11 protein-coding genes are annotated in these 11934 nt (G+C 55.8%); 7 read left to right on the plus strand and 4 right to left on the minus strand.

Going from position 1 to position 11934, the window contains the following annotated elements:
• The first annotated feature begins 32 nt into the window (after positions 1-32).
• Genes aas through P3C52_RS12050 form a run of 3 tightly spaced genes read left to right on the plus strand, consistent with a single transcriptional unit; the run spans position 33 to position 3987 of the window.
• Positions 33-2174, plus strand: coding sequence for a bifunctional acyl-ACP--phospholipid O-acyltransferase/long-chain-fatty-acid--ACP ligase (aas, locus tag P3C52_RS12040; protein ID WP_275555235.1), 2142 nt, complete (start codon positions 33-35; stop codon positions 2172-2174).
• The gene (lplT, locus tag P3C52_RS12045; RefSeq protein ID WP_275555236.1) at positions 2171-3370 is read left to right on the plus strand and encodes a lysophospholipid transporter LplT; all 1200 of its coding nucleotides are present in this window, start codon (positions 2171-2173) and stop codon (positions 3368-3370) included. The genes aas and lplT overlap by 4 nt, the downstream gene beginning before the upstream one ends.
• A 56-nt stretch (positions 3371-3426) precedes the next feature.
• On the plus strand, positions 3427-3987 hold the full coding sequence (locus P3C52_RS12050; RefSeq protein WP_275555237.1) for a GNAT family protein: 561 nt from the start codon (positions 3427-3429) through the stop codon (positions 3985-3987).
• 75 nt (positions 3988-4062) lie between these two features.
• On the opposite strand, the gene P3C52_RS12055 is transcribed toward P3C52_RS12050, so the two are convergent.
• The 4 genes from P3C52_RS12055 to mutH all read right to left on the minus strand — a co-directional run bounded on the left by P3C52_RS12055 (position 4063) and on the right by mutH (position 7081).
• Positions 4063-5103 (minus strand): NADP(H)-dependent aldo-keto reductase, encoded by a 1041-nt coding sequence (locus P3C52_RS12055; RefSeq protein WP_275555238.1) that lies wholly within the window; start codon positions 5101-5103, stop codon positions 4063-4065.
• 160 nt (positions 5104-5263) lie between these two features.
• Positions 5264-5479 carry a YgdI/YgdR family lipoprotein gene (locus tag P3C52_RS12060; protein ID WP_275555239.1) on the minus strand — a complete coding sequence of 72 codons (216 nt, stop codon included), beginning with the start codon at positions 5477-5479 and terminating at the stop codon, positions 5264-5266.
• A gap of 140 nt (positions 5480-5619) precedes the next feature.
• Positions 5620-6330 carry a TerC family protein gene (locus P3C52_RS12065; protein WP_275555240.1) on the minus strand — a complete coding sequence of 237 codons (711 nt, stop codon included), beginning with the start codon at positions 6328-6330 and terminating at the stop codon, positions 5620-5622.
• Between the two features lie 67 nt (positions 6331-6397).
• The gene (gene mutH / locus P3C52_RS12070) at positions 6398-7081 is read right to left on the minus strand and encodes a DNA mismatch repair endonuclease MutH (protein WP_275555241.1); all 684 of its coding nucleotides are present in this window, start codon (positions 7079-7081) and stop codon (positions 6398-6400) included.
• Positions 7082-7766: 685 nt separating this feature from the next.
• On the opposite strand from mutH, the gene rppH reads away from it, so the two are divergent.
• The 4 genes from rppH to thyA all read left to right on the plus strand — a co-directional run.
• Entirely contained in the window at positions 7767-8294 is a 528-nt protein-coding gene (gene rppH, locus P3C52_RS12075) for an RNA pyrophosphohydrolase (protein WP_275555242.1), read from the plus strand.
• A 12-nt stretch (positions 8295-8306) separates the two neighbouring features.
• On the plus strand, positions 8307-10553 hold the full coding sequence (gene ptsP / locus P3C52_RS12080) for a phosphoenolpyruvate--protein phosphotransferase (protein ID WP_275555246.1): 2247 nt from the start codon (positions 8307-8309) through the stop codon (positions 10551-10553).
• Positions 10554-10715: 162 nt separating this feature from the next.
• A complete protein-coding gene (gene lgt / locus P3C52_RS12085; RefSeq protein WP_275555243.1) occupies positions 10716-11594 on the plus strand; it encodes a prolipoprotein diacylglyceryl transferase in 879 nt (292 codons plus the stop codon).
• A partial coding sequence (thyA, locus tag P3C52_RS12090; RefSeq protein WP_275555244.1) for a thymidylate synthase occupies positions 11591-11934 on the plus strand: 344 nt, incomplete at its 3' end. The genes lgt and thyA, both read left to right, overlap by 4 nt.

Consider the following 11934-nt stretch of genomic DNA (forward strand, 5'->3'; position numbering starts at 1 on the left):
ATAGACAGTTTTTTTGCTGCTAAGGAGCTGGCATGCTTTTTAACCTTTTCCGTTTTCTGTTTCGTCTCCTGTGGCGCGTGCAGCTGCGTGGCGATCTTTCCGGGCTGCGCAAAGAAAAGGTGCTGATTACACCTAATCATGCGTCGTTTCTGGATGGCGTATTGCTTGCGCTGTTCCTGCCGGTCAAGCCGGTTTTCGCTATTTATTCCGACATTAACGATAAGTGGTTTATGCGACTGGTTAAGCCACTGGTGGATTTTGTGCCACTCGATCCGATGCGGCCAATGTCGATCAAATATCTGGTGCGCACCCTCAATGAAGGGCGACCGGTGGTGATTTTCCCGGAAGGCCGCATTACGGTTACCGGCTCTTTAATGAAAATCTACAGCGGCGCCGGCTTTATAGCGGCGAAGTCGCAGGCAACAGTGGTGCCGATGCGCATTGAAGGCGCGGAATATACGCCTTTTGGCCGTCTTGGCGGCGTTTTCAAGCACCGACTGTTTCCGCGCATTACTCTGACCGTGCTGCCGCCGACGCTAATTCCGATGCCGGATGCGCCGCGCGCGCGCGATCGGCGAACGCTGGCCGGTGAGCATCTTCATCATATTATGATGGAGGCGCGCATGGCAGTGCGCCCGCGCGAAACGCTTTTTGAAGCCTTTCTCAGCGCCCGTACCCGCTACGGCTGGTTCAAACCCTGTATCGAAGATATTAATTTCAAACCTGACAGCTATAGCGGGCTGCTGAAAAAATCGCTGGGCGTGGGACGTATTCTGGAGCGCTATACCCAGCCGGGGGAATATGTCGGTCTGCTGCTGCCGAACACGACCGTTACCGCCGCGGCAATTTTCGGCGCCACGTTGCGCGCCCGTATTCCGGCGATGCTCAACTATACCGCGGGCGTCAATGGGCTCACCAGCGCGGTGACTGCCGCCCAAATCAAAACCGTTTTCACCTCCAGGCAATTTCTGGAGAAAGGCAACCTGTGGCATTTGCCGCAGGGGATCCCGCAGGTGCAATGGATCTTTCTGGAAGATCTGAAAGATAGCGTAACCGGCAAGGATAAACTCTGGATCCTCGCGCACCTGTTAGTGCCGCGACGCGCCATGCTGCCGCAGCAGGCGGAAGATGCTGCTATGGTACTGTTTACCTCCGGTTCGGAAGGCAATCCGAAAGGCGTTGTTCACTCCCATAAAAGCCTGCTGGCGAATGTTGAGCAGATTCGCACCGTGGCGGATTTTACGCCGCGCGATCGCTTTATGGCCTCGCTGCCGCTGTTCCATGCATTTGGGCTGACGGTTGGTCTGTTTACGCCGCTGTTTACCGGCGCACAGGTCTTTTTATATCCCAGCCCGCTGCACTATCGCGTGGTGCCGGAGCTGGTTTATGACCGTAACTGTACCGTTCTGTTCGGCACCTCGACGTTCCTCGGCAACTATGCCCGCTTCGCAAATCCTTACGACTTTGCGCGCCTGCGCTACGTGGTCGCCGGGGCGGAGAAATTGCAGGAAGGCGTGCGCCAGCTTTATCAGGATCGCTTCGGCATCCGTATTCTGGAAGGCTATGGCGTGACCGAATGCGCGCCGGTCGTCGCGATTAACGTGCCGATGGCGGCGAAACCGCATACCGTCGGGCGCATTCTGCCAGGCATGGATTCGCGGCTAATGTCGGTGCCGGGCATTGAGCAGGGCGGGCGGCTACAGCTGCGCGGTCCGAATATTATGAAAGGGTATCTGCGTGTTGAGCATCCGGGCGAGCTGGAGCCGCCGATGGCTGATAACGGAGAAGGCGTGATGGAGCCGGGCTGGTATGACACCGGCGATATTGTCAGCTTCGATGAGGGCGGCTTCTGTCAGATTCAGGGCAGGGCGAAGCGCTTCGCCAAGATTGCCGGTGAGATGGTCTCGCTGGAAGTGGTTGAGCAAATTGCCCTGAAAGCCTCGCCGGAGAAACAGCACGCCGCCACCATTAAGCCCGACGGCAATCGCGGCGAGGCGCTGGTGCTGTTTACTACCGATAAGGAACTGCAACGCGATCGTCTGCAGCAGGCGGCGCGCGAACTGGGCGCGGCGGAGTTGGCGATACCGCGCGACATTCGTTTCCTGCAACAGCTGCCGCTGCTGGGCAGCGGTAAACCCGATTTTGTCACGCTGAAAAAAATGGTGGAAGAATGAAGCTCTCCGGTCAGGGATCCTCATTAATGTCGCGCGGCATGCTGGCGGTAATCGTCGCCCAGTTTTTCTCGGCGTTCGGCGATAACGCGTTACTGTTCGCTACGCTGGCAGTGCTGAAAAATCAGCACTATCCCGACTGGAGCCAGCCGGTATTGCAGATGGTGTTTGTCGCCACCTATATTTTGCTGGCGCCCTTTGTCGGCCAGATGGCGGACAGCTTTGCTAAAGGGCGGGTGATGATGCTGGCGAACGGCCTGAAGCTGCTGGGCGCGCTGGTGATCTGCTTCGGTCTGGATCCTTTTGCCGGTTATGCGCTGGTTGGCATCGGCGCGGCGGCCTACTCACCGGCGAAGTACGGCATTCTGGGCGAAATCACCGATGGCGAGCAGCTGGTCAAAGCCAACGGCCTGATGGAAGCCTCAACCATTGCGGCGATTCTGTTGGGATCGGTGGCGGGCGGCGTGCTGGCAGACTGGAGCCTGCTGGCGGCGTTGATCGCCTGCGTATTAACCTATGCGCTGGCGGTAGCCGCCAACGTATTGATTCCCAAACTGCAGGCGGCGCGTCCCGGTCAGAGCTGGCATCCGGTTGCGATGGCGCGCAGTTTTTTCCGGGCCGCCCGGCTGCTGTGGCGCAACGGGGAAACGCGCTTTTCGCTGGTCGGCACCAGCCTGTTTTGGGGCGCAGGCGTCACGTTGCGCTTTTTGCTGGTGCTGTGGGTGCCGGTAGCGCTGGGCATTACCGACAATAAAACGCCGACATTATTAAATGCGATGGTGGCGATCGGGATTGTGGTTGGCGCGGCGGCGGCGGCGAAGCTGGTGACATTGAAAACCGTCGGACGCTGTATGCCGGCGGGCGTATTGATCGGCGTGGCGGTGGTCTTTTTTGCGTTACAGCACACTCAGCTGAATGCTTATGCGCTGCTGATCGTGATTGGCGTGCTGGGCGGTTTTTTTGTGGTGCCGCTAAATGCGCTGCTTCAGGAGCGCGGCAAACAGACGGTGGGCGCAGGCAATGCTATTGCGGTGCAGAACCTGGGCGAGAACAGCGCCATGCTGGTGATGCTGGGGCTCTATTCGCTGGCGATTAAGCTGGGTGCGCCGCCGGTTGCCACCGGCGTTGGCTTTGGCGTGCTGTTTGCATTAGCGATTGCCGTACTTCGGGGTTGGCAGCTGGCGCAGAAGCGTCAGTAAAGCGCGCCTGTACGGCCAGCAGCAACAGTGGAGAGATGAAATGAGAAGGCGTGGCGATGCAGTTTGAATCCAGCAGGCTGACCTACCAATCCCTGAAAGAAAGCGACTGGCCTTTCTTTTTAGCGCTGAGCAAAGATCGCGAGGTGATGAAGTATGTTTCCGATGCACTAAGCGACCAGCAGATTCGCGAAACGCGTTTTGCGATCCGATTACCAGAATGGCGCAAAGGGAGTGCGCACTGGCTATGCCTGACTATGCGTGAAAAAGAGACGCAGGCTCCGGTCGGCTTTACGGGTTTTATTGACCGCGGCGACGGCGTTGCAGAGGTGGGTTTTCTGCTGGCCCGCGCGTTTCATGGCATGGGTTACGGCACTGAATCACTAAACCGCATCGTCTCGCTGGCTTTCGATGAATACAGCTTTCGAAAATTACAGGCAACGGTCACGGCGGGCAACATTGCGTCAAAGCGCACCTTGTTAAAAGCGGGCTTTATCCATGAAGCAACGCTGCGTGAGAGCTTCTGTATTGATGGTCGGTGGCTGGATGACTGGCTGTTTAGCTTGCCAAAGGCGGATGCGCCGCTATCGGCAGCCTCGCCTGAAATCCCTTCTCGCTAAGCTGGAAGTAACCCGCGCGACAAGTCAAAAGGCTTTACGATGAAAAAAGCGCAGCGCATAACGCTGCGCTTTTTTTTATGGCGCCGGATAGGTATAGCGCCGGTGAATTGCTTCCAGCTGCTCCATCACTTCGCCGCTCAGCGTCAGCTGATAGCTGTCGATATTGCTCTGCAGCTGCTCCAGCGTCGTCGCGCCCAACAGCGTGCTGGCGACGAAAGGCTGCTGACGCACAAAGGCCAGCGCCATCTGCGCCGGATCGAGCCCGTGCTGGCGTGCCAGATCGACATATTCGGCAATCGCCTGCTGCGACTGCTCGCCGCTGTAGCGCGTAAAGCGGCTGAACAGCGTATTGCGGGCACCCGCCGGACGCGCGCCATTCAGGTATTTGCCGCTCAGCGTTCCGAACGCAAGGCTGGAGTAAGCCAGCAGCTCGACGCCTTCATGCTGGCTGATTTCCGCCAGACCCACTTCAAAGCTGCGGTTCAGCAGGCTGTAGGGATTCTGAATAGAGACAATGCGCGGCAGTTCATGCTTTTCCGCCAGCTGCAGATAACGCATGACGCCCCAGGGCGTTTCGTTGGAGACGCCGATATAGCGCACCTTTCCGGCGCGAACCTGCTCCGCCAGCGCTTCCAGCGTTTCCAGCAGCGTCACCGGCACGCTGGTATCGGTATATTGATAACCCAGCTTGCCAAAGCAGTTTGTTTGTCGCTGCGGCCAGTGAACCTGATAGAGATCGATATAATCGGTATTCAGTCGCTTCAGGCTGGCTTCCAGCGCCACGCGAATATTCTTGCGATCCAACACCTGCGTCGGACGAATGCCAGCATCGTTGCCGCGCGACGGGCCGGCCACTTTGGTCGCCAGCACAATTTTGTCGCGGTTGCCGCGCGCTTTCAGCCAGCTGCCAATATAGCTTTCGGTTAATCCCTGGGTTTCCGGGCGCGGCGGTACAGGATACATTTCCGCGGTGTCGATCAGGTTAATGCCGCAATGAACGGCTAAATCCAGCTGGGCATGGGCGTCGGCTTCGCTGTTTTGTTCACCAAACGTCATGGTTCCCAGTCCAAGCTGGCTAACTTCCAGCGTACTGTGGGGGATACGGTGATAGTGCATTTGCCGGCTTCCTTTTGTCATTATGGAAAGAGACTTGGCGGCGCCATTTCAGACAGCACCGTTGCGACTATAGCGGGCGCTGAGAGGAGGGGGAAGAGAAGAGTTGTCGTTAACGATATCGGTAAGCGCCGAAAGCTAAAAGGTCGGCGCCTAACCCTGATTAACGCTCAATAATGGAAGAGACTTCATCGCTGTTAATTTGCATCTCGTTTCCGGCCTGATCGGTATATTTGACCAGTCCCGTATCCTTATCGATTTCCGGCTTGCCGTCGGTCATGATCATATGGCCATCCTTGGTTGACATCACGTAATCGCTGCTGCATCCGCTCAGCAGTAACATCATTGTCACAGCAGCCACGCCTGTAATCCGCTTCATTTCTCAATTTCTCCCGGCTGGTTATTACAACTAAACAGTGTAGTAATAAAACATCTGAAACCCAGGATTAATCGCAGAATTCTTAAAAAAGAACAGGCAGGGTAAATATCCGGCCGAAACCGGATATTAACGTAAGGAAATTACTGAGAGGCTTTTTTACCGCGGAGCAGGTTAAGCGTTTCTACCGCCATGGAGAAGAACATCGCGAAATAGATATAACCTTTCGGCACATGAATATTGAAGCTTTCCAGAATCAGCGTAAAGCCGACCAGAATAAGGAAAGCGAGCGCCAGCATTTTCACTGAAGGATGACGATCGACAAATTCCCCGATGCTTTTCGCCGCAAACATCATTACGCCAACCGCAATAACCACCGCTGCCATCATAATAAACAGGTGATCGGACAGGCCTACCGCGGTAATAACGGAGTCGAGGCTGAAAATAATATCCAGAATCATGATCTGCACAATGGCGCCGATAAAGGAGTGAACGTTAGTGGTATGTCCCTCCTCGTTGCCCTCAATGCTTTCATGGATCTCCATGCTCGATTTCCACAGCAGAAACAGGCCACCGCCGAGCAGAATCAAATCGCGGGCGGAGAAAGGGTGATCGAACAGAGTAAACAGGGGATTGGTAAGCTTAATGACCCAGGCGATAGAAGCCAGCAGCCCCAGACGCATTATCATCGCGCCCATCAGACCAAGGCGTCGAGCGCTGTTCTGCTGATGTTTGGGAAGCTTAGCGACAACCAGAGAAAGGAAAATAATATTATCGATACCCAGCACGATTTCCAGAATGGTCAAGGTGCCGAGTGCCAGCCAGGCATTGGGATCTGCAATCCAGTCAAACATTATAACGCTGCATCCTAAACGAAAAGTAAACGGTTATTATACGCATCACCTTCCGTACAGGAACATTTCAGAGCAAAAAATGACGTGCCAGCAGCGGGCCGGTAAAACTCTTCTTTAAATAAAAGCCGCGCGGCAGCGTCATAATCGGTTCCCCATGCTCGCCGATACCTTCGGTCAGCGCCTTGCTGTTAGCCGCCTTGGGGCGAATTTGCAGCACTTCGCCGTGACGGGCGGTAATGCGCTCTACCTGGCCCAGCACGATCATATCCATTAATTCTTCCCAGTCGCGCCGCAACAAATCTTCCTCTTCCGGCGACGGACTCCAGAGCAGCGGCGCGCCGACGCGTCGTGTTGCCAGCGGAAGGGCACGGTCGCCTTCCACGGGTATCCACAGCACGCGCGCCAGCTTATGGCGCACATGGCTGGTTTCCCAGGTTACGCCGCTGTTGCCGGTTAATGGCGCCACGCAGACAAACGTGGTTTCCAGCGGACGGCCCTGTGCATCGATCGGGATCGTTTTGAGTTCTACGCCAAGGTGGGCGAAATCGCGTTCAGGCTTACTGCCTGCGCTGGCACCCAGATGCAGCTCCAGCAGCATGCCAACCCAACCTTTATCGCGACGTAAATCCGCAGGTATGGCAATGCCGGCCTGTAACGCCAGTTCACCCAGCGTATAGCCTGCCAGTGTTTGCGCGCGCGCCAGTAAAGCCGCTTCATTCTTCGGCGGCGGAGTTAAAAAACGAGGCTCCATAACGATCCCATAAATTGCTCAAAAAATAACCAATGGCATTTTGCCTGTAAAAGTGACTTTAGCAGGCAGAAAAGGCGGGGAATAATAGCATGATTAATCTTGGGTTTTTATTTGACCCGTTCTGCGCCCGCTGAAAAGGCGCCGGCGTTTTACCCACATTGTCACCGGCAATGAACAGGATCTTACACCCAGTTATCCACAGAAACATGGGATAACTCGGCTTTTTCCCACATACTGTTTCCATTTACAGCCTTGACGGAGGGCTTTTTTACTGGTTTAGACCATTTTGTGCGTAACTTTATGGCATATTCTGTGGATAAAATCGACGGTGTGCGATCTTTCGCCAGTAAAGGATCGTTGCGGGTATAAACAGCCAGATCCGGCAAAGATCAGCCGGCAATAACTAAACTAAGATACTGAAAATAAGTAATATTTTATCTTTTTGTCGTCCATAATTCTTGCAAGAATCTACGGCTTTTCCCGCTCGTTTACCACGTTCTACACAAAGCTATCCACAGAAAAAGTGAATAAAATCGCCTTTTTTCCGCTACCTCTGTTTATAACTATGATGAAATCTGTGAGTTATCCCCCTGTTATCCGTTATTCACAGGCGCAAGCAGTGGTTTACCGTCTGTAAGGAGTATGAAACAATCAGACTATCTGAATTTCAGTTTGAGGTAGTCCCGTGATCGACGATGATGGCTACCGCCCAAATGTTGGTATTGTAATCTGTAACAAGCAGGGACAAGTATTGTGGGCCCGGCGTTTCGGACAGCATTCCTGGCAATTCCCTCAGGGTGGCATTAATCCTGGGGAAACTGCGGAACAGGCCATGTACCGCGAACTTTTTGAAGAAGTCGGTTTGCACCGTAAAGATGTCCGCCTGCTCGCTTCTACCCGAAACTGGTTACGTTATAAGCTGCCAAAACGTTTGGTGCGTTGGGACACGAAGCCGGTATGTATCGGCCAGAAACAGAAGTGGTTTCTTCTGCAGTTAACCTGTAATGATGCCGACATCAACATGCAGACCAGCAGCACGCCGGAATTTGATGGCTGGCGCTGGGTCAGCTTTTGGTATCCGGTTCGGCAGGTTGTCTCCTTTAAACGCGACGTTTACCGCCGCGTAATGAAAGAATTTGCCAGTATTGTTATGCCATTGCAGGAGAGCGCCGCGCAGCGCAATACGCCTGCTTATCGACGGAAGAGAGGTTAAGCCACGCTGATGATGCTGACTCAGTTGCGTGAGATTGTAGAGAAAGTGGCGGGCGCACCGCGCCTGGAAGAAGCGCTGGAGATCCTGGTAAACGAAATCTGTTTTGCCATGGAAACCGAGGTCTGCTCCATTTATCTCGCCGATCACGATCGTCGTTGTTATTACTTAATGGCGACGCGCGGGCTGAAAAAGCCGCGCGGCAAGATCGTCACGCTGGCCTTTGATCAGGGCATCGTCGGGCTGGTTGGCCGCCTGGCGGAGCCGATCAACCTGGCTGATGCGCAAAGTCATCCCAGCTTTAAATACATTCCGTCGGTAAAGGAAGAGCGCTTCCGCTCTTTCCTTGGCGTTCCTGTTATTACGCGTCGTCAGCTGCTGGGCGTGCTGGTGGTGCAGCAGCGCGAACATCGTCAGTTCGATGAAAGCGATGAATCCTTCCTGGTCACGCTCGCCACTCAGATGGCGACGCTGATTACGCAGTCTCAGGTCAGCCAGCTGTTCGGCCACTTCCGCCAGAAACGCGTGCGCGCGCTGGCGGCGGCGCCGGGCGTGGCGGTCGCGCCTGGCTGGGTTGATACCACGCAGCCTTCGCTGGAACATGTATTTGCCGCCTCGACGCTGGATGTCGGGCGCGAACGCGAACGCCTGTCGCTGGCCATGAGCGAAGCGGGTGACGAATTTCGCCGTTACAGTAAGCGCTTTAGCGCCAGCGTACAGAAAGAGAGCGCGGCGATCTTCGATCTTTACTCCCACCTGTTAACCGATGCGCGCCTTAAGCAGGATCTCTTTGCCGAGATCGACAGTGGATCGGTAGCGGAATGGGCGGTAAAAAAGGTGATCGAAAAATTCGCCGCCCAGTTCGCCAGCCTGCAGGACAACTACCTGCGCGAGCGGGCGGGCGATCTGCGCGTGCTGGGGCAGCGCCTGCTGTTCCACCTCGATGATACCTTGCAGGGCACTAACGCCTGGCCGGAGCGCTTTGTGCTGGTGGCGGACGAACTGACGGCGACCACGCTGGCGGAGCTGCCGCAGGAGCGGCTGGCGGGCGTCGTGGTGCGCGACGGCGCGGCCAACTCGCACGCGGCGATCCTGGTGCGGGCGATGGGGATCCCGACGGTGATGGGCGCCGATATCCTCCCTGAGCTGCTGAACAAACGCCTGCTGATCGTCGATGGCTATCGCGGCGAACTGCTGATCGATCCCGAACCGATGCTGGTTCAGGAATATCAGCAGCTGATCAGCGAAGAGAATGAGCTGAGCCGCCTGGCGGAAGATGATGTTGAGCAAGCCGCCGAGCTGAAAAGCGGCGAGCGCATTCAGGTAATGCTGAACGCGGGCCTGAGCGCCGGGCATGAACAGGCGATGGATAACTGGGTGGACGGCATCGGCCTCTACCGCACCGAAATTCCATTTATGCTGCAGAACGGCTTCCCGTCTGAGGAGGAGCAGGTTGCGCAGTATCAGGGCATGCTGCAGCTATTTTTAAACAAACCGGTGACCTTACGCACGCTGGATATTGGTGCGGACAAACAGCTGCCCTATATGCCGATCAGCGAAGAGAACCCGTGCCTCGGTTGGCGCGGCATTCGTCTGACGCTCGATCAGCCGGAGATTTTCCTGGTCCAGGTGCGCGCCATGCTGCGCGCCAACGCCGCCAGCGGCAACCTCAGCATTTTGCTGCCGATGATCACCAGCATTGATGAGATTGACGAGGCGCGCCGCCTGATCGATCGCGCCGGGCAGGAAGTGGAAGAGATGCTCGGCTACGCGATCCCCAAACCGCGCATCGGCATCATGATCGAAGTGCCTTCCATGCTGTTTATGATCCCGCACCTTTCCTCGCGCGTCGATTTTGTCTCGGTCGGCACCAACGATCTGACGCAATATTTGCTGGCGGTGGATCGCAACAATACCCGCGTCGCCAACCTTTATGACTCCCTGCATCCGGCCATGCTCAAAGCGCTGAAGTCGATTGCGGAATCCGCGCGCGAAGCGCAGATCGATCTCTGCCTGTGCGGAGAAATGGCCGGCGATCCGATGTGCGTCGTGCTGCTGATCGGGCTGGGCTATCATCATCTGAGCATGAACGGCAAAAACGTGCCGCGCGTAAAATATCTGCTGCGCCATATCGATCGCGAAGATGCGCTGGCGCTGACCGAACGCAGCCTGCGTGCGCAAACTGCCATTGAGGTGCGGCATCAGGTCGCCGCCTTTATGGAACGGCGCGGTTTAGGCGGGCTGATTCGCGGCGGCCGCTAGGGCATTTATCCACGTTTACATTTCGATGAACTCACCGGAAAACGGCTATGCTATGATGCCTGGCCGGTTTTTCCTGGCTGAGAGGCGCTGCGTTTAACGCGGCGCGCAAGGAGTGAACTATCCATCGTCCAGCCTGTGGACGGATGACTTAAATGGTGAAAGATGAATAGCTATCTGGCTTTCCCCCAATTTGATCCGGTGATTTTCTCCATCGGACCCGTCTCCCTGCACTGGTACGGCCTGATGTATCTGGTTGGGTTTATTTTTGCGATGTGGCTGGCGGTACGCCGCGCCAACAAACCCGGCAGCGGTTGGAAAAAAGAGGAAGTTGAAAACCTGCTCTATGCGGGCTTCCTGGGCGTTTTTCTCGGCGGCCGTATTGGCTACGTGCTGTTTTATAACCTGCCGCTGTTCCTCGATAATCCGCTCTATCTGTTCAAAGTCTGGGATGGCGGCATGTCGTTCCACGGCGGGCTGCTGGGCGTTATTGTCGTGATGCTGTGGTTTGCGCATCGCACCAAGCGCAACTTCTTTCAGGTGTCTGACTTTATTGCGCCGCTGATCCCGTTCGGGCTGGGTGCAGGCCGCCTGGGTAACTTTATTAACGGCGAACTCTGGGGCCGCGTCGCGCCGGATGTCTCCTGGGCAATGCTGTTCCCCGGCTCGCGCAGCGAAGACGTGGCGCTGTTGGCAACCCATCCGGAATGGCAATCGCTACTGGCGACTTACGGCGTGCTGCCGCGTCATCCTTCGCAGCTCTATGAGCTGGCGCTGGAAGGCGTGGTGCTGTTTATCATTCTGAATCTGTTTATCCGCAAGCCGCGCCCGATGGGTAGCGTCTCCGGTCTGTTTTTAATCGGCTACGGCGCATTCCGCATTATTGTGGAGTTCTTCCGTCAGCCCGATGCCCAGCTGGGTCTGTTCGAAGGCGGCGTCAGCATGGGACAAATTCTGTCAGTTCCGATGATTCTGGCAGGCATAATTATGATGATCTGGGCGTACCGCCGTCGCCCGCAGCTACAAACAGGTGAACAAAAATGAAGCAGTATCTGGCATTAATGGAAAAAGTGCTGAACGAAGGCACGCCGAAAAACGATCGTACCGGCACCGGCACGCTCTCTATTTTCGGTCACCAGATGCGTTTCAATCTGCAGGAAGGTTTTCCGCTGGTGACCACCAAGCGCTGCCACCTGCGCTCGATTATTCACGAGCTTTTATGGTTCCTGAACGGCGATACCAACATCGCTTACCTCAAAGAAAACAACGTTTCCATCTGGGACGAGTGGGCTGATGAAAACGGCGATCTCGGCCCGGTCTATGGCAAACAGTGGCGCAGCTGGGGCGCTGCCGATGGTCGTCAAATCGACCAGCTGGCGAAAGT

The organism is Mixta sp. Marseille-Q2659 (genome assembly GCF_940807255.1).
In the GTDB taxonomy this organism is placed as follows: domain Bacteria; phylum Pseudomonadota; class Gammaproteobacteria; order Enterobacterales; family Enterobacteriaceae; genus Mixta.

What these genes read in the sequence shown, in the direction of transcription:
- aas (WP_275555235.1), top strand. Translation starts at nt 33, where the DNA reads ATGCTTTTTAACCTTTTCCGTTTTCTGTTTCGTCTCCTGTGGCGCGTG.
- lplT (WP_275555236.1), top strand. Translation starts at nt 2,171, where the DNA reads ATGAAGCTCTCCGGTCAGGGATCCTCATTAATGTCGCGCGGCATGCTG.
- P3C52_RS12050 (WP_275555237.1), top strand. Translation starts at nt 3,427, where the DNA reads ATGCAGTTTGAATCCAGCAGGCTGACCTACCAATCCCTGAAAGAAAGC.
- P3C52_RS12055 (WP_275555238.1), bottom strand. Translation starts at nt 5,103, where the DNA reads ATGCACTATCACCGTATCCCCCACAGTACGCTGGAAGTTAGCCAGCTT.
- P3C52_RS12060 (WP_275555239.1), bottom strand. Translation starts at nt 5,479, where the DNA reads ATGAAGCGGATTACAGGCGTGGCTGCTGTGACAATGATGTTACTGCTG.
- P3C52_RS12065 (WP_275555240.1), bottom strand. Translation starts at nt 6,330, where the DNA reads ATGTTTGACTGGATTGCAGATCCCAATGCCTGGCTGGCACTCGGCACC.
- mutH (WP_275555241.1), bottom strand. Translation starts at nt 7,081, where the DNA reads ATGGAGCCTCGTTTTTTAACTCCGCCGCCGAAGAATGAAGCGGCTTTA.
- ptsP (WP_275555246.1), top strand. Translation starts at nt 8,307, where the DNA reads ATGCTGACTCAGTTGCGTGAGATTGTAGAGAAAGTGGCGGGCGCACCG.
- lgt (WP_275555243.1), top strand. Translation starts at nt 10,716, where the DNA reads ATGAATAGCTATCTGGCTTTCCCCCAATTTGATCCGGTGATTTTCTCC.